Here is a 22,754-nt window from a genome sequence, read left to right as displayed (position 1 = left end):
TTTTATGTTCCAAAATAGATTTTAACAGGCGAGAATGGCTTGAATGGTTTTTAATACATCACGAGTCGCGGCGACATCATGCGTGCGTATTATTTTCACTCCCTGATAAAAAGCCAACGCCGCAACCGCTAACCCCGCATAAAGTCGCTGATCCACCGCTTTTCCTGTGATCGCGCCTAGCGTTGATTTACGCGAAACGCCCAAAAGAACAGGATAAGGCAGCGCGGTGAATTCGGGCAAGTGACGCAACAATTGCAAATTGTGATCGACGGTTTTACCAAAACCAAATCCAGGGTCTATTAGAATTCGCTCTGCGGTTATCCCTGCTTGTTGGCAAATTTGCGCCCGTTGTTGCAGAAAATCACGCACTTCAGACACGACATTCTTATAAAAAGGCTGTTGTTGCATGGTTTGTGGCTCGCCTTGTTTGTGCATCAAACACACCTTCACGCGACTATTTGCCACAATTTCTAAGGCATTTCCCTGTTGTAAGGCATTGACATCGTTGATTAAATCTACGCCTGCATCAATGGCTGCTTGCATCACTTTAGGTTTACTGGTATCCACCGATAAAACCACCGCCAATTCACGGCGTAATTTTTCTAACACCGGAATAACCCGCGCCAATTCCAATTCCTCACTCACCCTTTGCGCTCCAGGGCGCGTCGATTCGCCGCCCACATCAATGATGTCAACGCCTTCGTTCAGCATTTGCTCGGCGCGGCGTAGTGCAGCATCTTGGGATAAAAATTGTCCCCCATCGGAAAAAGAATCTGGTGTTAAATTCAAAATCCCCATGATGTGCGGGGGGGAAGTGGGCGAAATGGATAGATTCATATTTTACGGTAATGCAGGAAAATGGAGAATAAACAGGGTTCTATCCCCTTGTAAAGCCACAGAAATGCGTCCATCCAGCATACGCCACAAGTGCGCACTGATCACCAAACCCATACGTAAATCGGCTTGTTCATCGCTGGTAGAGGTTTCAGCGCGTTTTAATTTTTGCTGTAAGGTTTCTCGGTCATGCTGCGTCATTTCCAATAAACGGCCGCTAATCTCAAAACGAATCCACTCATAACCTTCTAAAGTTTCTCTGGACACCACTAAACGCACTTCATCTTTATAAGAATTTTCAGCAATATGATTAATTAAATTTAATAAAATTTGGTGAATTCGGGTAATATCCGTGTTCATTGCGCCCACATCGTGACCACAAGTAATCACCAATTGATTACTATTACGACGCACCAACGGCATGGCAATGTCTTCAATATCTCGAATTAATCCTGACACTTCGCAGGTTTCTCGACGCAATTCAATACGTCCTGACTTAATTTTAAATAAATCTAAAATTCCCTCACTTAATGATAATAAATAACGGGCAGAAATATAAATTTTCTCAATATCTTCGCGCAAACCTGATTCTTCTAATTCTCGTGCTTCTTCCATTAACAATTCAATATAACCCGTAATGGCATTAATGGGTGTGCGCATTTGATGGCTCATGCTGGCTAAAAAATTAGTTTGGGCTTTATTGGCTAACTCGGCCGTTTCTGCCAAATCATAGGCGTGACGCATACTAATGTAAAAATAACCCGCTAATAATGCGGTAATCAATAAGCCAAAAAATAATAAACTGATCGCTTCCAAACGATTAACGGCTTTATAATCAGGCGAAGGTAAACAACGCACTTTAAACTTTAATCCACCCACTTTAAAAGTGGCTTCAAATTTTAATGCCGCATCTTCAAAATCACTGGAATCAGAAAAATGATAAGATAAATAATCTTCTGTGCTGTAGCGACTGTCGTTTTTTATGCCGGGGTAAAAATATAAAAAACGTTCTTCATCATTTGGCGGATGTAAACTGTATAAACGAGTGTCAATAGAAGTCAATGAAAAATGTTCTTTTAAACGCGAATCTAAAATATCTCCAATTTGGTAAAGTCCCGTGATAAAACCAATAAAAGCCGCTCGACGCGCTTCAACCGTTTCTAATTCTTTTCTAATGCCGCGATAGACGGGAATAGCCACTAATAACCCGTGCAATTCAGCCTGTGGCACTTCTACCAAAGTAATGTGCGGCGCAACGCGCACCTCAGCCGCATCAATGGCTTCTTGCAATAAAGTTTGCAATTCAGGGTGCGACATTAAATCAAATCCCAAAGCCACACCATTACCACTTCCAGGTTCAATAAAATCCAAAGGAAGATAAAAAGGACGATCCGCCGCACGAATCAGATTTTTTTTGCTGCCATCATGTTCTAGGATTTCAAATGTAGGAAGTTTTGTCTCATATTTTAATTCATATTCTGCACGTTTTTCATGTTCTACTTTTTGTGACCATTGCAAAGATTGAATAAAATCATAATTATTTGTTAAATGTGTGGCTAATCGCGCAAATAAATCTCGCTCCAGTACATATTGATTCATCTCCAAAAACGAATCAACGGTATATAATAAATCTAAATTAAAATCTAAGGCATTTTCTAAAATTAAAACCCGATCTCGGGCAAAACGTTCAAATTCAGCTTTATTTTTTTGATCTTCCCAGTGGCGTGCGAATAAAAAAAGCCCAACGGATAAAATTAAGCCGAAGGTGGCTGTTAATATGATCGGTAAAAAACGACGAATGGCTTCCCAATTGGATAATTTAGCAAGAGAGGTTTTCATGAGTCCTCTTTATCCTTAAAGATTTTATTTACTGTTGGCTTAAACAATGCCGTTGGAGCGATGGCTTTTAAGCAAGGCGACACGATTTTAATCGGTTCAGTTTACCCTATTTTATCGCAAACTTATATGGAAAAAAATTGATACCATTTCTGACAGAGTTTCCTCCATTAAAGCCCATTAAACTCAATTAAAATAAGTTTCATGGAGAGATAATGACGATAATATTGAGCGATCAATGAATAAGCAATGTTTTTGCCACCACAAAATCAATGTGATGATGCGATAAAAAAGGGACAACAGCCAAAAGTGTGTTATCCCTGTTTTTTTACGCATTGATCAAGCGTGGTGTTATTCGATACGCATTCCTAAGCGCGGCCAACTAATGCCACCATTGGCACTGTCCCAGTTCATCCAAATGAAAAACGCCTTACCAATCAAATGCTCATCATGTACCGTTCCCCAAAAACGACTGTCACGGCTGTTGTCTCGATTGTCTCCTAAGACAAAATATTCATCAGGTGGCACGATCATTTCCTGATACGGCCCCGGTGATAATCGCCCCGGCAACACTAAAATCTCATGTTGTACATCAGAGAGTTTCTCCAGACGTTGTTCCGCACCTGTCATATTACTGCCAGAGCCTACCCCTTGATAAGTCCCAATGTACTCTTGCGGCATTGGCTCGCCATTGATGTAAATGGTTTTGTTGGCGTTATGATACACGATATGATCGCCGGGAATCGCCACCACGCGCTTGATAAACGGAACGGCAGTGTCTTCAGGATAGCGAAAAACCACCACATCTCCCCGCTGCGGTTTACCCATTTCAATCACTTTTGTATTTAAAACCGGTAAGCGAAAACCATAACTAAATTTGTTGACCAGAATAAAATCCCCAATCAACAAAGTCGGCATCATCGAACCAGAAGGAATACGAAACGGCTCGACCAAAAATGATCGCAGCAATAATACAATTAAAAACACCGGCAAAAACGAACGCGCCAAATCCACCATTAACGGTACGCGCACGGTTTCCGAAGGGTCTAAACCGGCGGCGTTTTTTGACGCATTGGCTTGTGCGGCCAGGCGTTTGCGTTCAAGAAAAAGTTTGTCGTAAAGCCAGATCAATGTGCTGACTCCAACTAACAACACCAGTAAGGTAGCCAAATCCCAATTCATTTATTTTTTTCCAACATGTAAAACTGCCAGAAACGCATCTTGTGGAATACTCACTGCACCCACTTGTTTCATGCGCTTTTTGCCTTCCTTTTGTTTTTCTAACAGTTTACGTTTACGGGTAATATCACCACCATAACATTTGGCGGTAACGTTTTTGCGCAAGGCCTTGACGGTTTGACGCGCAATAATGTGATTGCCAATGGCCGCTTGAATCGCCACGTCAAACATTTGTCGTGGGATAACTTCCTTCATTTTTTCAGTCAGATCGCGTCCATGCCCATTGGTTTGATCGCGGTGAATAATAATTGACAACGCATCCACTCGATCTCCATTAACAAGAATATCCAATTTCACCAGATCAGCCGGTTGAAAATGGAGAAAATTATAATCCAGCGACGCATAACCCCGACTGACCGATTTAAGCCGATCAAAAAAATCTAAGACCAATTCGCTCATGGGTAAACGATAACTCAAAGCCACTTGCTGTCCCATGTATTGCAGTTTGGTCTGTACGCCGCGCTTTTCAACACACAAATTGATGACATTGCCCAAATATTCTTGGGGTAAAAGCATATTGGCTTCTACGATGGGTTCGCGGATTTCAGCGATTTTATTGGGTGGGGGCAGTTTGGCTGGATTATCCACCATTAAAGTTTCGCCGTCGGTGGTGATCACTTCGTAAATCACAGTGGGTGCTGTCGTGATCAAATCTAATTCATATTCCCGCTCTAAGCGTTCTTGCACAATTTCCATGTGCAGCATTCCTAAAAAACCACAACGAAAACCAAACCCTAAAGCCTGTGAATTCTCTGGCTCATAATATAACGCGGCATCGTTTAAACGTAATTTCCCCAAAGCCTCACGAAATGCGTCGTAATCGGAAGCGTCAATGGGAAACATGCCCGCAAATACCCGCGGTTTAATGGCTTGAAATCCCGGCAAGGGTTTATCAATGGGATTATCCGCACTGGTGAGGGTATCACCTACGGGCGCGCCGTCAATATCTTTGATGGCGGCCACCACAAAACCCACTTCGCCCACCGAAAGACTGTCTCGATCTTTGGGTTTTGGGGTAAAAATGCCGAGTTGTTCAACTTGGACTTTGCGCCCGGTGGACATCACAAGAATTTTTTGGCGTTTGCGCAGCGTACCATCCATAATACGAACTAAGGACACCACGCCCAAATAGTTGTCAAACCAAGAATCAATAATCAAGGCTTGCAAAGGGGCATCCGGATTGCCTTTAGGTTCAGGAATGCGCTCAATCAGTTGTTCTAATAAGTCTTCGATTCCGATGCCTGTTTTAGCACTGATGCGCAGAGCGTCACTGGCTTCGATACCGATAATGTCTTCAATTTGATGAATGACTCGTTCTGGATCGGCCGCGGGGAGATCGATTTTGTTTAGCACAGGGATCACTTCTAACCCCTGTTCCAACGCCGTGTAACAGTTGGCGACACTTTGGGCTTCAACGCCTTGCGCCGCATCAACCACCAACAAAGCCCCTTCGCAAGCCGCTAGGGAACGAGACACTTCATAGGAAAAATCCACATGTCCAGGCGTATCAATGAAGTTTAATTGATAAGTTTGGCCATTGCGGGAGTTGTAGTCCAATGTCACACTTTGGGCTTTAATAGTGATACCGCGTTCTCGTTCTAAATCCATAGAATCAAGAACTTGTTCTGCCATTTCACGTTCACTGAGTCCGCCGCACACTTGGATAAAGCGGTCGGCTAAAGTGGATTTACCGTGATCGATATGGGCAATAATAGAAAAATTGCGAATGTTCTGGTGCTTCATGCCGCGTATAAGGGCGTAAGTAAGGATTGCCTAAAAGGTGAGCTAGGACAATCAGCGTATGTCTTTAGAAAAATGCAGACGACGGGTTGCTCATCTAACCGTTGCGTATCGTGTAAATGATGTGGCCAATTTGTCACAACGCCACCATTATAGCGCAAATGATACACTTCTTAAACCAAAGACAGAATATTACAGCAATTCCCCATTCAACTGCTGCTCGATCATCGTCAAGCAATTGGGTTTGTTTTTGTACGGACTTAGAAAAATTTTTTTTTCCCTACCCTGACCCTGACATGCAAAGGTATCTACACAAGTCGGTAGTCCTAGCCAAGTAGTGATATGAATAAAATTATCCCAAATCTAATGATTCGTTATCATGGTGAATAAAGTGCCAAATTGCTCCGATGTGATTTTCTAATTTTTTAGAGAAGGATAGCATTTCTCTGACCAGAAGAGAAATACGCTGTCTCAGGGGGCAATTAAGACGTTCAACAAGGTTGGTTAGACCTGTTTGTTTGCCAACAGCATGATGGCGTTTACTAGGAAAAACAGATTGATAGGACTGCCAAAAATCGGTATACGAGACAGCACATTGCCGATACACTGGTGGAAGAGACTTCCACAATTTTTGCGCCGCGGCTTCATCTCGTTTACCCACATAAGCTCCTATAATTTCACGGGTTTCTATATCTAAGGCAATCCATATCCACTGTTTGTTTTTCTTGTTTTGGACAAAAGACCACATCTCGTCACACTGTAGGGTAAGCCGCCGTTTAGATTTTTTTTTACATGGACTTCGCGTGGGGTTGTTCATATTTTTTATTGACGTATCTTTGTAACCAACTGGCTGATACGCCCGTTACCCGACCAATAGCGGCTAAAGACAGCCGCTCAAGAAGCAATTTATCAATCAGTTCTACCGTCGTTTGAGGAATAGGCTGATTGGTGTTCTGGGGATTTTCCACAAACTGACGACCGCAATCTTTACAGGCATATTTTTGCTTTCCACTATTAATACTTCCATTCTTTACAATCGCTTGGGATTGGCAACGGGGACATTTCATTCGCTTTTCCTCTTTATCTCTATAAAAATGGATATTATACCATTTATCACCACCTAGAGGGGACTACCCCTTCCCATTAACGCCAACAATTCCTCTTCATTTAAACAAGTAATTCCTAATTCCTGTGCTTTGGTGAATTTACTGCCTGCGGATTCGCCCACGGCCACATAATGGGTTTTCTTAGACACACTGCCACTCACCGTTGCGCCTAATTCGCGTAATTGACGGGTTAATTCGTCACGAGTGAATTGTTGAAAGACTCCCGTTACTACAATCGTTTTTCCCAATAAAATTTGTGCTTTGGGTGTAGCGATAGGTTGAGCATGAGATTGATCTTGGCAAGCGATCAATTGCGCGGCTTTTAAACGGGCTAATAATTCTTGATTACTTTTTTCTTGAAAAAAATTATAAATCATTTGCGCCACTTGTTCACCGATTCCCGCGGTGCTTTTTAAACTGTCTAAATCAGCTTGCATTAATGCGTTTAATGCGCCATATCGTTCTGCCAATTGATGCGCAGTCACTTCTCCCACATTGCGAATGCCCAGCGCGTATAAAAAGCGTCCTAATGGAACTTGTTTGCTTTCTTCTAATGCACGCATTAAATTTTCCGCTGATTTTTTGCCCATACGCTCTAAATGAGACAATCTTTCTACGGATAATTGGTACAAATCAGCCACATCCGCAATATAATTTTTTTCTAATAATTGCGTGATTAATTTTTCTCCTAATCCTGCAATATCCATCGCGCGTCGTGAGGCAAAATGAACCACACTTTGTTGCAATTGCGCAGGACAATGAAATTGATTGCGACAACGAATCACCACATCTTCATTATCATTGGGAGTTAATTCGCTGCCACACGAAGGACAATGAGTAGGAAAAACAAAAGGTTGGGCGTTTTCTGGGCGTTGTGCCAACACCACACTGACAATTTCAGGAATCACATCCCCCGCACGTCGCACAATAACCGTGTCTCCCACACGAATATCTTTACGTTTAATTTCTTCTTGATTGTGCAAAGTGGCGCGGCTGACCGTGACTCCACCCACAGAAACAGGCTGTAAATGCGCCACAGGCGTAATTGCGCCCGTGCGTCCCACTTGGCTGTCAATGGCTAAAACGGTCGTCGAGACTTCTTGCGGAGGCAATTTATGCGCAATTGCCCACCGCGGCGCACGCGCCACAAAACCCGCCAATTGTTGCTGTGCCAGATTATCCACTTTATACACCACACCATCAATATCAAACGGTAATTGATCGCGTAATGTTTTTATTTTTTCATAATAAGCTAAACAACCCGAAACGCCCGTTACTTTTTCAGAATAAGCAGAAATTGGTAAGCCGAATTGTGCCAATTGTTGCAATAATTCATAGTGCGATAAAATCTGGGTTATTCCGTCAATTTCTACCACAGAATAAGCGGTAAATAATAAAGGACGTTGTGCGGTAATGTGGGCATCTAATTGACGCAAACTACTGGCCGCCGCATTACGCGGATTGGCAAAGATTCGTTCTTGACGTTGGGCTTGTTTTTGATTTAATTCTACCAAGCCTTGTCGCGTCATAAAAACTTCTCCCCGTACTTCTAAAAAACGCGGAATATTTTCCCCTTTTAATTGTTGAGGAATGCAGGAAATGGTTTTTACATTGGCCGTGACATTTTCTCCTTGCGATCCATCGCCACGAGTGGCTGCTTGGATTAACTGCCCTTGTTCATAGCATAAGCTAATCGCCAAGCCATCTATTTTTAATTCGGCCACATATTCGATTAAATCCACTTCTAAGCGCGTACGCAAACGGCGATCAAAATCAGTGATATGTTGGGCTTCAAACGCATTGCTTAATGACAACATGGCCGAACGATGTTTTACAGGTGCAAATGTGGGTAATGGCGCGGCACCCACTTGTTGTATGGGCGAATCTTGACGCGCCCATTCAGGATAAGCCTGTTCTAATGCTTGTAATTGTTGCCATAATTGATCATAGTCATGATCTGGAATGGTGGGCGCGTCTAACACATAATATTCATGACGATATTGATTTAATAATGCGCGTAATTGTTCTATTTTTTGTCGTAATTGATCGGCGGATAAATTCATTTTACAGCGTCCTTATTTTTAGCGAAATGAGCAGAGGAGAATGATACTTTAGCGTGATTTCCCGTCCCCACACCAAAGGCTGTAAAAGAACAGGCAAAAAGCGCATAATGGACTGCAACACTTTTTGCTACACGGTGTTGGTTAGGTATATGTTTTACAGTTATCGTGAGTGAATCCCTATGGATAAAATTATTTTCACAGGCCCGATGGGGGCAGGCAAAACCACGGCCATTGCCTCGATCAGCGAAATTCCCCCCATTTCCACTGATGTCCGCTGTAGCGATGAAGAAGGCAAAAATCGCAAAGAAAACACAACCGTGGCAATGGATTATGGTTATATCACTTTGGATGCGGGCGAACGCATCCATTTGTACGGCACGCCCGGCCAAGCGCGATTCGATTATATGTGGACAATTTTAACCCGCGGCGGCATTGGTTTGGTTTTAATGTTGGATAATGCGCGTCCTGATCCTTTAGCAGATTTGGCTTTTTATTTAGATGCGTTTAAAGATTTTATTGCCCAAACGGGAGTCGTGATTGGTGTGACGCGATTTGATGTCAGTCAACAATTAACTTTATTCGATTATCAACAGGCCTTAATGCAGCGCGGACAAATCGTGCCGATTTTTGAAGTGGATGCACGTCAACCCAATGATGTAAAAATTTTAATTCACGCTTTATTAGCGATTTTACAAGCGGTTTAATTTCACTTTTATTTTGGAATGTTTTAGTTATGCGCAATGGATTATATTTGTTTTATGGGCTAATTGTTTTTTATTTATTCGGTGGTTTTTCTTTATCTGCACCGGTGTGGGCTGACAGTGCGTGGCAGGCTTATGAGCAAGGGAGATTTGAACACGCCATTCGTGCATGGGAATTACGTTTGCCATCGGCCAGTGGGGAAGAAAAAATACAATTACACAGCCGTTTAGCCGCCGCACAACAGGCTTTAGGCAAGCATCGCCACGTTTTTTTACAATTAGATCAAGCAATTAAATACGCCGAACAATATGGCGATCCCACTCAACAAGCTTTAATTTTCAGTCAATTCAGCGATGCGTGGTTGACCATTGGCGATCAAGAAGCCGCGTTAGCGTATGCGCAACAAGCCGTCACTTTAGCCGAATCTCTCAATGACCCCGCTATTTTAGCACATGCCTTAAACAGTTTGGGTAATGTTTGGTTGGCTCATGATGCTTTAGAAGAGGGGTTAGCCTGTTATCAACGCGCTGCGGCATTGGTGGCGAATGGGGATGATTTGTCTTTATTTTTTAAGATTGCATTAAACCATTTATTTGCTTTAATCGCACAAGAAGAAATAACTGCCATTTTGCCTTTTTCTCAACAATTAGCCACGCAATTATTACAACAACCCCATACGCAACACACCGCCAGTTTCTTATTAACTTATAGTCAACATTTACAAAAATTATTGACTTTTCCTGATTTATCTATTAGCGATAAACAACAGCTGCTTAATCAGTTATATCAAGCGGCTATAAAAGCCCATGAATTAGCCCAAGAATTACAGCAACCACGTTTATTGGCATTAAGCTATCAACAACATGCACTATTAGCAGAACAGTCACGGCAATTTTCTAATGCTTTAGATTATGCCCGTCAAACTATTTTTTATGCTAATCAATCGAATTCTTTAGAATTGCTTTATCAAGCCTATTGGCAAATGGGGCGCATTCAACGAGAATTAGGTGAGGTCGATGAAGCGATTAAACTTTATCAAATGTCAGCCGATATTTTGCAGCCAATTCAAGAGTTATTAGAAACAGGACAACGAATTGTTCAAGGCCATTTTAATGAAGTGGTTAGACCTGTTTATTATGAATTAGCCGATTTGTTTTTACATAAAGCCAGTAAAGCCACACAAGAAGAAGATAAACAACACTGGTTAAAACAAGCCCGATCCAGTATTGAACAAGCGAAATTAGCCGAATTGCGCAATTATTTCCAAGATGATTGTGTCTCGACGGCGGAGCGTGATTATCCTGAATTGGATCAATTGGTTGAACATACCGCGGTGATTTATCCCATTACTTTAGCGGATCGTTTGGTGTTATTGGTCAGTGCGGGAGAGGGCATTAAAGTTTTTACCGTTTCTGCCACGCAACAAGCAGTTGAAGAACAATTATTGCTTTTACGCACAGGCTTGCAAACGCGACCGAATAAACGTTATCTTTATCCCGCACAACAATTATATGATTGGCTCATTCAACCACTTCAGTCTTATTTAAAAAAACGTCAAGTAGATACTTTGGTTTTTGTGCCAGATGGATTATTGCGTACCGTGCCTATGGCGACGTTATTTGATGGTCAGCAATTTTTAATTGAACAGTACGCCTTAGCCATTACACCGGGTTTAACTTTGACTGAACCTCAGCAGATTGATTGGCACAATGCCCAATTTTTACTCGCAGGCTTATCCGAAGCCGTGCAGAATTATCCGCCGCTGCCCAGCGTTCCCAAAGAACTACAACGAATTGCTGAAGTGACGCAACGCGCCACAATTTTATTAGACAAAAATTTTTCTTTGGAAAATCTACAAGGGCAATTGCGTGCCACAGAATTTACTGCGATTCATCTCGCCACGCACGGCGAATTCAGCGCAGACCCACAGCAAACTTATTTGCTTAATTATCACGATAAAATTACAATAGATCGCCTACAGACGGTGATTGGTTTGGGGAGCTTTCGTCAACAGCCCATTGAGTTGCTGACACTCAGCGCGTGTCAGACAGCAGTGGGTGATGATAAAGCGGCACTGGGTTTAGCGGGTGTGGCGGTGAAAGCGGGCGCACGCAGTGCGATGGCAACGTTGTGGTTTGTGGATGACGAGGCGACTGCGTTGGCGATGACACAGTTTTACCAGACCTTGCTGAATGCTTCAGGAATCTCCAAAGCCAAAGCCTTACAACAGGTGCAAATGCAGTTGTTGCGACATCCCCGTTATCAGCATCCTGCTTATTGGGGGCCTTTTCTGTTGACCGGGAATTGGTTATGATGATGTGCTTGTTTTACGTTATTGGGTTTGAGTAAACACCTGATTTTGCCTGTCTGTGATTCGACAGAGGTGTGGCAAATAATCGTTGCTAAAAATAATTATTCACGATAACATCTATCACTGTTGATTTTACTTATAAGTTCGGTAAAAAAAATTAATACCCGCACTTAACTAACAACCAACCAATAGGAGTCATTGATGCAACAAGATATTGTTGAAAAAGTCAAAAATAACCCAAAATACAAGGAGTTAGTCGCTAAACGCACGCCGTTTATTTGGATACTTTCTGCCTTAATGTTGGGAGCATATTACGGCTTTATTTTGATCATCGCTTTCGCCCCCAGTGTATTCGCCCAGTCTATCGGTGGTTCAGTAATTACCGTTGGCATTCCCGCTGGATTAGGAATCATTATTTTTGCATTCGTAGTAACAGGGGTTTATGTCTATCGCGCTAACGGCGAATTTGACCGTCTGACCAAAGAAATCAAGGAGGAATTGAAATAATGGTCAAGAATTTTATTCTGTGGGGTGGGTTTATTACTCTATTTCTGGCATCTGCCGTCTTTGCACAGTCCACAGGTGCTAAAGAGGAGAGCTTGAATGTAACCGCGATTATTATGTTTTTGATATTTGTAGGTGCAACGCTAGGGATTACCTATTGGGCAGCACAACGTACAAAAACAGCAAAAGACTTTTACACCGCTGGCGGTGGTATCACTGGTTTTCAAAACGGTTTGGCGATTGCGGGTGACTACATGTCGGCTGCGTCGTTTTTGGGGATTTCAGGTTTGGTATTCGCATCAGGTTTTGATGGCTTGATTTACTCCATCGGTTTCTTGGTCGGTTGGCCAGTGATTCTGTTCTTAGTGGCAGAGCGTTTACGTAACTTAGGTAAATACACCTTCGCAGACGTGGCTTCTTACCGTTTGGCACAAACTCCCATTCGTACCTTGTCTGCTTTTGGGGCTTTGACCACCGTTCTGCTGTACTTGATCGCCCAGATGGTGGGTGCAGGTAAACTGATTCAACTTCTGTTCGGTTTGTCTTATGAACTGGCTGTGGTTTTAGTCGGTATCCTGATTATTCTGTACGTCACCTTTGGCGGTATGTTAGCGACCACATGGGTACAGATCATCAAAGCAGTTTTGTTGCTCTCTGGCGCAACCTTCATCGCTGGTATGGCGTTAGCCCAGTTCAATTTCAGCCCTGAGCAAATGTTTGAAAAAGCGGTTGAAGTTCATGCCAAAGGAGCGGCCATCATGGCACCCGGTGGTTTAGTGTCTGACTGGTACTCTGCCATTTCTTTGGGTATCGCCTTGATGTTCGGTACGGCTGGTTTACCACATATTTTAATGCGTTTCTTTACGGTTTCTGATGCACGCGAAGCCCGTAAATCTGTACTCTATGCCACTGGTTTTATTGGCTATTTCTACATTTTGACCTTTATCATTGGTTTTGGTGCTATCGTATTATTAAATACACCTGAATTCTTAGATGAAAAAGGCGCGTTGATCGGCGGCTCTAACATGGCTGCGATTCATTTGTCCAAAGCAGTGGGTGGAAATGTTTTCTTAGGCTTTATTTCTGCGGTGGCTTTTGCAACGATTTTAGCGGTGGTTGCGGGCTTAACTTTAGCAGGCGCGTCAGCGATTTCTCATGACTTATATGCCTCTGTGATCAAAAAAGGCAAAGTGGATGAAGTGACAGAAATGCGCATTTCTAAGATGGCAACAGTCGCATTAGGGATTATGGCTATCTTTTTGGGTATTTTGTTTGAGAAACAAAACATTGCCTTCATGGTCGGCTTGGCATTTGCGATTGCTGCCAGCGCAAACTTCCCCGTATTATTCATGTCCATGTTCTGGTCTAAACTGACCACTCGTGGTGCATTTATCGGGGGATTAATTGGTTTGTTGACTGCGATTGCATTGGTGGTATTAGGGCCAACCATTTGGGTAGATGTTTTAGGTTTTGAAAAGGCAATTTTCTTCTCCAAACATCCTGCGTTGATTTCAGTCACCATTGCGTTTGTCGGTATTTGGTTCTTCTCGATTACTGATAAGAGCGAGCGGGCGAAGATCGACTTGGCTGCGTTTGAAGCACAAGATATTCGTTGTCAAACGGGTATCGGTGCGGAAGGGGCTTCTAGCCACTAATCGCGTCTTGCAGTTTGTTGTGTGATCGGGGGAAGAGTCTCCTCTTCCCCCAAAATATGGACAGAAAGCCACAAAGGTTGTTGAATGTTGAGTATTTTTTAACATTCACTGCGGTTGTGGCTTTTTTTATTGAATAAAGATGTTCTAAAGGTTGAGGTGTTATTTTGAGTGTATTGGAACAAAAAACATTTATTGCGGCGATTCCGCCTTTTGATCGCTTATTAGAAGCGGATTTAGAGCGTATGGTGCAATCGGTCGATATTGCTTATTTTAAGACGGGGGAATATTTAATTCCGGCGGGGCGAGTGCCTGATCATTTATTTATTGTGATTAAAGGCTTGGTGCATGAATTAAGCGATGAAGAAAAAGTGTCGGTTTATACTAAACAAGATTCGTTTAATCCGCTGGCTTTAATTGAAAATTCTAATTCCAACGCTTTTGTGGCGCAAGAAGAAACGATTTGTTATTTAGTGCCGAAGGTGGTTTTTTTAAATATTCTCCATCGTAATAAAAGTTTTGAAAATTTTTATTATCAGGACTTAACGGCGCGTTTAAACGATCTGATTGAACAACGCAATAGTAAAGAAGTGGCCTCATTTATGGTGGCGCGTATTGAAGATGCGTATATTCAGCCGCCTGTTTTTGTGGATGCCCAAGTGTCGATTGCGGAAGCGGTAAAATTAATGCGTGAGCAGAAAGTCATGGCCTTATTGATTAAACGCGATCAAGATGTGGGGATTATGACGGACACCGATGTGTCTAATCATGTGGTGTTAAAGCGCGTGCCGATTGATGCTGCAGTGGGCGATATTGCCACGTATCGTTTAATTGGCGCGAAAATAGATGATTTTTTGTTTAATGCCAATTTATTAATGACGCGCAATTCGATTAAGCATTTGATTATTTACGACAGAGAAAATCAAATCGCAGGCATTTTGGATCAAGTGGATTTATTAAGTTATTTTTCCACCCATTCGCATTTAATTGCGGTGCAAATTGAGCGCGCCACCACCACGGAACAATTGAAAAAAGCCAGTCAAACCTTGGTGAGCATGATTCAATCGTTGTATAGTCGTGGTGTAAAAGTGCGTTTTATTTCGCAATTGGTGGGCGAATTAAATAAAAAGATTTTTGAGAAACTGTACCAATTAATTGCGCCGCCCGAATTATTAGCGAATTCTTGTTTATTGGTCATGGGCAGCGAAGGGCGCGAAGAGCAGATTTTAAAAACCGATCAAGACAATGCAATTATTTTACGCGATGGTTTTGAATATCCTGATTTGCCTAAATTAACCCAGAGTTTAACCGAGATTTTAATTGATTTTGGTTATCCGCCGTGTCCGGGCAAAATTATGGTGAGTAATCCTTTTTGGTGTAAATCGCTAAAAGCCTTCCAAGATCAAATGTATGACTGGGTGGATCAACCCAACGAAGAAGCTTTGATGAACTTGGCGATTTTCTACGATGCCCAAGCGATTGCGGGCGATACCAGTTTATTGGCTGCGGTGAAAAATTATCTGTATAAATTATTAAACGATAATTTAATCTTTTTCAGCAGTTTTGCCCGTCCTACTTTGGCTTTTGAAACGCCATTGAGTTGGTTTGAAGGTTTTATTGTCGAGAAAAATGAGCATAAAGATGAACTCGACATGAAAAAAGGCGGAATTTTCCCCATTGTTCACGGGGTGCGCAGTTTGGCCTTAGAACATCGTCTGACTTGCACCAATACTATTGAACGCATTAAAGTCTTACGCGATAAAGGTGTATTGGATAAAGATTTTGCCATTGAGTTAATTGAAGCGTTTGCCTTTATGATTTCAATTCGCTTAGATGCCGAATTGAAAAAGGTTAATTTAAACCAAGATTACGACAATTATATTAAGCCAGACGCGCTTAATAAACTGGAACGTGATTTGTTAAAAGATTCGTTTAAGATTGTGAATGAATTTAAAAAATTCATTACCCATCATTTTCGTTTAAACATGGTGTCTTGATGTTTGACTTATTTGCTAAATTGCAACGAGAACAACGGCGGTTAAAAAACGATAAATACCGTTTTTTATTTGAAATGCCTCCTGATAATAATCTTGTGTGTTTTGATTGTGAAAGCAGCAGCTTTGATGTGAAAAAAGCGGACATTTTGTCTATTGGTGCGGTATTTGTTGAAAATAATCGCATTTTGACCAGCCGTCGCTTAGAATTGTTTATTCAACCCTCTTCAGAATTAGATGAACATTCGATAAAAAAACACCATTTACGCCGTTGTGATTTGGAAAATGGTTTATCGCCCGAAGTGGCTATTTTAGCCTTTTTACAATTTATTGGTTCGCGGCCGTTGGTGGGTTATTACTTGGAATTTCAAGTGGCGTTATTGAATAAATATATTCGTCCATTACTCGGCATTGCGCTGCCCAATCCACAAATTGAAGTCTCAGGCTTATATTATGATCGCAAATATGGCAGTGCGCGTTCTCATCAGCCGCGCCAAATTGATTTGCGTTTTGATAGCATGATGCAAGATTTAGATTTGCCTGTTTTAGGACAACACGATGCTTATAATGATGCCTTAATGACAGCATTAATGTACTTGAAATTAAAACACAGTTTTTAATTTTAAAATGGGCTTGTTTTGTCTGAATCAGAAACTCGTTTAATTCGTTCAAACTGATTCAGACAACGCCCTCCTGTCCCATTACGCTCACCTCCCACTGGTGTAAACAAAAAAAACACTTTACACCTCCAAAAAAATCCATTACAATCTCCAGTTTTTGCACTTATACCGAATACACCAAACAAAGGAACATGATCGAATCGATCAACGCCTTTGTTAGACAGACTTTGTTAGGCTGCTGATGTTTGATATATCTTGACGTTCAGCGGTCGTCAAAGACCACAGGTGCGAGTTTGTTACTCGTTTAAAGGCGCGAAAATACGCTCCGCCAGTGCAGACGGCAAGACCACTGAACGGTCTTTGCTGGTAAAAAAGCCAAGGCTGGTGACAGCCCTCATTTTAAGCAAGGAGTATCCTTATATGCCGCTTAGACTCGCAGACAAGCAGGCCATCGTCGCAGAAGTTGCAGAAGTTGCAGCGACGGCCTTCTCTGCTGTCGCTGCTGAATATCGTGGCATGACGGTAACGGAAATGACGGCATTACGCATTCAAGCTCGAAATAACGGTGTTTATCTTCGAGTCGTGCGCAATACCTTAGCGCGTCGCGCCATTGAAGACACTGAATTTAAATGTCTTCAATCGGTTTTGACAGGCCCCGTTGTTCTGGCTTTCTCACAACAAGACCCCGGTGCCGCGGCACGGGTGGTTAAAGAGTTTCTCAAAACCAACAAAAAATTAACCGTCAAAGGCGTAGCCATCGGCGGTCGGTTGTATGGTGCTGAAGAACTTGAGCGCATCTCGAAGATGCCAACCCGTGACGAAGCCATCAGCCTGCTCATGTCCGTGATCAAAGCACCGATCACCAAATTTGTACGCACGCTGGCCGAACCGCATGCCAAGCTGGTTCGCACCGTCGCTGCGATACGCGACAGCAAACAAAGCGCATCCGCTTAATTTCCACTTAGACCATTTTGGGAAAGTTTATTTTTCCCGCTAGGAGTTATCAAAAATCATGGCCGTTTCTAAAGAAGAATTGTTAGATACCATTGCCAACATGACCGTTATGGAAATTGTTGATCTGATCAGCGCAATGGAAGCAAAATTTGGCGTTTCTGCTGCCGCTGCGGTGGCTGTTGCCGCTGCACCCGCTGCCGAAGCCGCAGTGGTTGAAGAACAAACCGAATTCAACGTCTTGTTGACCGGTTTTGGCGATAAGAAAGTCAACGTGATTAAAGCCATCCGTGCTATCACCGGCTTAGGTCTGAAAGAAGCCAAAGACTTGGTTGAAGGTGTCCCTTCCGTGGTGAAAGAAGGCGTTTCTAAAGATGAAGCCGCAAAAATCAAGAAAGAATTGGAAGAATCAGGCGGCACGGTGGACATTAAGTAAGCCCCTTGTATGCCAATCTGACGCATTTTTAACGTCTTAAAAAAACGGGCTGGTGACGGTGATGTCACCGGCCTTTTTCTGCTAGTGTCTTAACGTGTCTTGGCTCATGGCTTGAAACCCGCTTGTTTCACAGTCCATGGGGTAAAATCGGGAGTGATAATGGTCTATTCGTTCACGGAAAAAAAACGTATTCGTAAGGATTTCGGTCAGCGTTCCAGCATTTTGAAAGTGCCTTATCTGCTCGCCACTCAGATTGAATCCTACCGTCTTTTCTTACAAAAAGAGGTTACCCCTGAGCTGCGTGAAGACATCGGACTCCATGCCGCTTTTAAATCCGTTTTTCCCATTGTCAGCTATTCGGGGAATGCTGTACTTGAATACGTCAGCTATCGTTTAAGTAAACCGATGTTTGACGTAAAAGAGTGTCAAGTGCGCGGTATGACATACGCAGCGTCATTGCGCGTCAAAGTGCGTCTTGTGTTGTACGAAAAAGACTCTAAAAATCAAACCATGAAGGACATCAAAGAGCAAGAAGTCTATATGGGCGAAATGCCATTGATGACCGATACGGGAACGTTTGTGATTAACGGCACGGAGCGCGTTATTGTCTCACAATTGCACCGTTCACCGGGCGTTTTCTTCGACCACGATAAAGGCAAAACCCATTCGTCTGGAAAATTATTATTTTCCGCACGGATTATTCCTTATCGCGGCTCATGGTTAGATTTTGAATTTGATCATAAAGATTGTGTGTTTGTGCGTATTGATCGCCGTCGCAAATTACCGGCGACCATTTTGTTGCGCGCATTGGGATTTAGTAATGAAGAAATGCTGCGCTTTTTCTTTGAAACCAATCAATTTGAACGCCAAGGCGATGAGTTTTTCTTAACCTTAATTCCTGAGCGATTAAAAGGTGAATTGGCCTCTTTTGATATAAAAGACACTGAAGGCAATGTGGTGGTCGAATCTGGGCGACGCATTACTGTGCGCCACATTCGCGCTTTGGAAAAAGCCAATATGACTTCATTAAGTGTGCCACGTGATTATTTATTAGATAAAATTTTAGCACACGATGTGGTCAGTACCATTGGTGGCAGTGTCTTGGCCAAAGCCAATGATATTATTACGGCGGAATTACTCGATACGTTTGTCGAACACGGTATTGATCATTTCCAAACCCTTTACACCAATGATTTAGACCGCGGCCCTTATATTTCTGACACCTTGCGCATTGATCCCACCACAACTCCCTTAGAAGCTTATGTGGAAATTTATCGCATGATGCGCCCCGGTGAACCCCCCACCGCAGAAGCCGCTGAACAATTGTTTCATCACTTGTTTTTTACCTCTGAACGTTATGATTTATCCGCCGTGGGACGGATGAAATTTAACCGCCGCATTGAACGCACAAAATTAACTGATTTTGTGAAAACATTTAATGAAGTCGGTTTGTTAAACGAGCGGGATTTATTAGAAGGTTTCCAATCGCTGATTAAAGACAATATATTGTCGCGCCAATCCATTGTCGATACGTTTAAGAATTTGGACACCGCTTATCGTTTATCGGAAAAAGATTTACTCAAACGATTAGAAGAAACGCGCATTTTTGCCGGTCAAGTGATTTTCGCCCCCGAAGATGTGCAGAAGGCACTGAGTGCTGTGGATACGTGGGCGCAACGTCCTGACGCGGCCGCATTAAAATACACCTTGAATCTGTTATGCCATCACCAATTGTTGCGAAAACAAGAGGTTGAAGCCGCATTGTCCGCTTTAGCCGCAGTAGATGACGTGACTCCCGACGCAGACACCTTTTTGCACGGCTTAAAAGCTCTGCATGACTTAAAAGTGTTGACCAAAGAATCACTGCTCAAAATCACTGAAACTTTAGCCAGTGTGGGAACGTTGTCGCGTCAAGATATTTTGGACGTTTTGCGCACGTTGATCCAAATTCGAGACGGCAATGGCATGGTGGATGACATTGACCATTTGGGCAATCGTCGTATTCGTTGCGTGGGTGAAATGGCGGAAAATCAATTCCGTATTGGTTTGGTTCGGGTGGAGCGGGCGGTAAAAGAACGCCTGACCTTGGCCGAATCGGACAACATCATGCCGCAAGAATTGATCAATGCCAAACCGGTCTCCGCGGCGATTCGGGAGTTTTTTGGTTCTAGTCAATTGTCGCAATTTATGGATCAGAACAATCCCTTGTCCGAAGTCACGCATAAACGTCGTGTTTCTGCTTTAGGACCGGGGGGGTTGACGCGGGAGCGGGCTGGTTTTGAAGTGCGCGACGTGCATCCGACGCATTACGGTCGTGTGTGTCCGATTGAAACGCCTGAAGGGCCGAACATCGGCTTAATCAATTCTTTAGCCGTCTATGCGCGCACGAATGAATATGGCTTTTTAGAAACGCCTTATCGTCGGGTAGAAAATGGCAAAGTCACGGATCAAGTGGATTATTTATCTGCGATTGAAGAAAGCCGTTATGTCATCGCCCAAGCCAATGCGGAATTAGACGACAATAATTGTTTAGTCGATGATTTGATCACAGCGCGCTTTGAAAATGAATTTACCTTAATGCAGCGCGAGCGAATTGAATACATGGACGTGTCGCCGCGTCAAATTGTATCGGTGGCGGCTTCCCTGATTCCCTTCTTAGAACACGATGATGCCAACCGCGCCTTAATGGGGTCTAACATGCAACGGCAGGCCGTGCCAACCGTACGCACGGAAAAACCTTTAGTGGGTACGGGAATGGAACGCGCGGTTGCCGTCGATTCGGGTGTTACCGTCATCGCCCAGCGCGGTGGCGTGGTGGATTCGGTGGATGCGGCGCGGGTTGTGGTACGAGTCAACGACGACGAAGCCGATGAGTCGGGTGTGGATATTTATAACCTCACCAAATACTTACGCTCTAACCAAAATACTTGTATTAACCAACGTCCCCTAGTACAAATTGGCGACGTGGTGGCCAAAGGTGACGTATTAGCTGATGGCCCTTCGACGGATTTGGGCGAGTTGGCTTTGGGACAAAATATGTTAGTGGCGTTTATGCCGTGGAATGGCTATAACTTTGAAGACTCTATTTTGGTGTCAGAGCGTGTTGTGCAGGAAGAGCGTTTTACCTCGATTCATATTGTTGAATTGAGTTGTATGGCGCGGGATACCAAGTTGGGGCCTGAAGAAATTACTGCCGATATTCCCAACGTCAGCGAAGCCGCATTGAATAAGTTGGATCAATCGGGCATTGTTTACATTGGGGCTGAAGTGCGTCCCGGTGATATTTTAGTCGGTAAAGTCACGCCCAAAGGCGAAACCCAATTGACTCCCGAAGAAAAATTGTTGCGGGCGATTTTTGGTGAAAAAGCCTCTGATGTGAAAGATACCTCCTTGCGCGTGCCGTCGGGTACAAATGGCACGGTGATCGATGTGCAAGTGTTCACGCGGGATAGTGTGGAAAAAGATGCGCGTGCCTTGCAAATTGAGCAGACAGAACTGGAAAAAATCCGTAAAGATTTACGCGATAAATTGCGGATTTTAGAAGACGACACCTATGATCGTTTAGAGAAAGTGTTGAAAGGACGCAAAGCCATCAGTGGCCCGAGAAATCTAGCCAATAATGCGGTGATTGATGAGGAATACCTCAAGAGTGTGCCACGTGAACACTGGTTTGAAATCAGTTTGTACGACTCTGAAATCAACGAACAGTTGGAGCGCGCTTCGGAACACTTGAAAGAAGCCCGCCAGCGTTCTGATGAGTTATACGAAGAAAAACGCCGTAAACTCATGACGGGCGATGACTTGGCACCGGGCGTGTTAAAAATGGTTAAGGTGTATTTAGCCGTGAAGCGTCGCATTCAATCAGGCGATAAAATGGCAGGACGACACGGTAATAAAGGGGTGGTCTCTATGATCGTGCCGATTGAAGACATGCCTTATACCGCCGATGGTACGCCGGTTGATATTGTGTTGAATCCTTTGGGTGTTCCTTCGCGGATGAACGTGGGACAGGTGTTAGAAACGCATTTGGGTTTAGCGGCCAAAGGCTTGGGACATCGTATCAACGACATGATCAAAGCCTATCGACCCGTTGAAGAAATTCGCGGCTTTTTGGAAAAAATCTACAATGTCAAAGGTCGCCCAGAAAACTTAGACAGTTTGTCTGACGATGACATTCTTGATTTGGCACGAAATTTACGCCAAGGCGTGCCGATAGCCACTCCTGTTTTCGACGGCGCAAGTGAAGAAGACATTAAGTACATGTTGCAATTGGCGGGTTTAGACACCAGTGGACAAACGCGCTTATTTGATGGCCGTACGGGCGAGGCCTTTGAGCGTCCGGTCACCATTGGTTACATGTACATGTTAAAACTCAATCACTTGGTTGATGACAAAATGCACGCTCGTTCGACAGGGCCTTACAGCCTCGTCACGCAACAGCCTTTAGGGGGTAAAGCCCAATTCGGTGGACAACGTTTTGGGGAAATGGAAGTGTGGGCGTTGGAAGCCTACGGCGCGGCGTATACTCTGCAAGAAATGCTCACGGTCAAATCTGACGATGTCAACGGACGCACGAAAATGTATAAAAACATTGTCGATGGCGATCACCGTATGGAAGCAGGAATGCCAGAATCATTTAACGTCTTGGTGAAAGAAATTCGCTCGTTGGGTATCGACATCGAATTGGAACAAGATTAATCCTACTTACCGCTTCATTTTTAGGAATAACTGTGATTGTGAAAAACGCAGTTATTCCGCATTATCCG

Annotated in this window: 15 protein-coding genes; 9 read left to right on the top strand and 6 right to left on the bottom strand. The window is 43.4% G+C overall.

Features of this window, described 5'->3' with window-relative positions; all coding sequences use genetic code 11:
- Positions 1–21: 21 nt before the first annotated feature.
- The 6 genes from folP to ligA all read right to left on the bottom strand — a co-directional run bounded on the left by folP (position 22) and on the right by ligA (position 8,818).
- The gene (gene folP / locus TPSD3_RS00785) at positions 22–837 is read right to left on the bottom strand and encodes a dihydropteroate synthase (protein ID WP_086486693.1); all 816 of its coding nucleotides are present in this window, start codon (positions 835–837) and stop codon (positions 22–24) included.
- A 3-nt stretch (positions 838–840) separates the two neighbouring features.
- On the bottom strand, positions 841–2,673 hold the full coding sequence (locus TPSD3_RS00780) for a CHASE domain-containing protein (protein ID WP_086486692.1): 1,833 nt from the start codon (positions 2,671–2,673) through the stop codon (positions 841–843).
- 348 nt (positions 2,674–3,021) lie between these two features.
- Positions 3,022–3,852 (bottom strand): signal peptidase I, encoded by an 831-nt coding sequence (lepB, locus tag TPSD3_RS00775; RefSeq protein ID WP_086486691.1) that lies wholly within the window; start codon positions 3,850–3,852, stop codon positions 3,022–3,024.
- Positions 3,853–5,652 (bottom strand): translation elongation factor 4, encoded by a 1,800-nt coding sequence (lepA, locus tag TPSD3_RS00770; protein WP_086486690.1) that lies wholly within the window; start codon positions 5,650–5,652, stop codon positions 3,853–3,855. It abuts the gene before it with no gap.
- A gap of 349 nt (positions 5,653–6,001) precedes the next feature.
- A protein-coding gene (locus TPSD3_RS00765; RefSeq protein ID WP_217884325.1) for an IS1 family transposase occupies positions 6,002–6,716 on the bottom strand; the annotation gives its coding sequence in 2 pieces (ribosomal slippage) (positions 6,002–6,464 and positions 6,463–6,716; 717 coding nt in all).
- Between the two features lie 53 nt (positions 6,717–6,769).
- On the bottom strand, positions 6,770–8,818 hold the full coding sequence (gene ligA / locus TPSD3_RS00760; RefSeq protein WP_086486689.1) for an NAD-dependent DNA ligase LigA: 2,049 nt from the start codon (positions 8,816–8,818) through the stop codon (positions 6,770–6,772).
- 179 nt (positions 8,819–8,997) lie between these two features.
- Here ligA and TPSD3_RS00755 point away from each other — a divergent pair, with 179 nt between their 5' ends.
- The 9 genes from TPSD3_RS00755 (at position 8,998) to rpoB (ending at position 22,686) form a co-directional block, all read left to right on the top strand.
- Positions 8,998–9,522: a GTP-binding protein gene (locus TPSD3_RS00755; RefSeq protein WP_086486688.1), complete on the top strand. Its 525-nt coding sequence runs from the start codon at positions 8,998–9,000 to the stop codon at positions 9,520–9,522.
- Positions 9,523–9,551: 29 nt separating this feature from the next.
- Positions 9,552–11,834: a CHAT domain-containing protein gene (locus TPSD3_RS00750; RefSeq protein WP_086486687.1), complete on the top strand. Its 2,283-nt coding sequence runs from the start codon at positions 9,552–9,554 to the stop codon at positions 11,832–11,834.
- 198 nt (positions 11,835–12,032) lie between these two features.
- Positions 12,033–12,338: a DUF485 domain-containing protein gene (locus TPSD3_RS00745; RefSeq protein WP_086486686.1), complete on the top strand. Its 306-nt coding sequence runs from the start codon at positions 12,033–12,035 to the stop codon at positions 12,336–12,338.
- The gene (locus tag TPSD3_RS00740; protein ID WP_086486685.1) at positions 12,338–13,990 is read left to right on the top strand and encodes a cation acetate symporter; all 1,653 of its coding nucleotides are present in this window, start codon (positions 12,338–12,340) and stop codon (positions 13,988–13,990) included. The genes TPSD3_RS00745 and TPSD3_RS00740 overlap by 1 nt, the downstream gene beginning before the upstream one ends.
- A gap of 164 nt (positions 13,991–14,154) precedes the next feature.
- A complete protein-coding gene (locus tag TPSD3_RS00735) occupies positions 14,155–15,984 on the top strand; it encodes a putative nucleotidyltransferase substrate binding domain-containing protein (RefSeq protein WP_086486684.1) in 1,830 nt (609 codons plus the stop codon).
- Entirely contained in the window at positions 15,984–16,601 is a 618-nt protein-coding gene (locus tag TPSD3_RS00730; protein WP_086486683.1) for a 3'-5' exonuclease, read from the top strand. The genes TPSD3_RS00735 and TPSD3_RS00730 overlap by 1 nt, the downstream gene beginning before the upstream one ends.
- Before the next feature lie 420 nt (positions 16,602–17,021).
- Entirely contained in the window at positions 17,022–17,555 is a 534-nt protein-coding gene (gene rplJ / locus TPSD3_RS00725; RefSeq protein ID WP_086486682.1) for a 50S ribosomal protein L10, read from the top strand.
- Positions 17,556–17,613: 58 nt separating this feature from the next.
- Positions 17,614–17,988 carry a 50S ribosomal protein L7/L12 gene (gene rplL / locus TPSD3_RS00720; RefSeq protein WP_086486681.1) on the top strand — a complete coding sequence of 125 codons (375 nt, stop codon included), beginning with the start codon at positions 17,614–17,616 and terminating at the stop codon, positions 17,986–17,988.
- 159 nt (positions 17,989–18,147) lie between these two features.
- On the top strand, positions 18,148–22,686 hold the full coding sequence (gene rpoB, locus TPSD3_RS00715; protein ID WP_086486680.1) for a DNA-directed RNA polymerase subunit beta: 4,539 nt from the start codon (positions 18,148–18,150) through the stop codon (positions 22,684–22,686).
- The last annotated feature ends 68 nt before the right edge of the window (positions 22,687–22,754 follow it).

Origin of the sequence: Thioflexithrix psekupsensis (genome assembly GCF_002149925.1) — a bacterium.
In the GTDB taxonomy this organism is placed as follows: Bacteria; Pseudomonadota; Gammaproteobacteria; order Beggiatoales; family Beggiatoaceae; genus Thioflexithrix; species Thioflexithrix psekupsensis.
The sequence above is the reverse complement of the archived record's forward strand: the minus strand, read 5'-3'. Positions and strand labels throughout refer to the sequence as shown.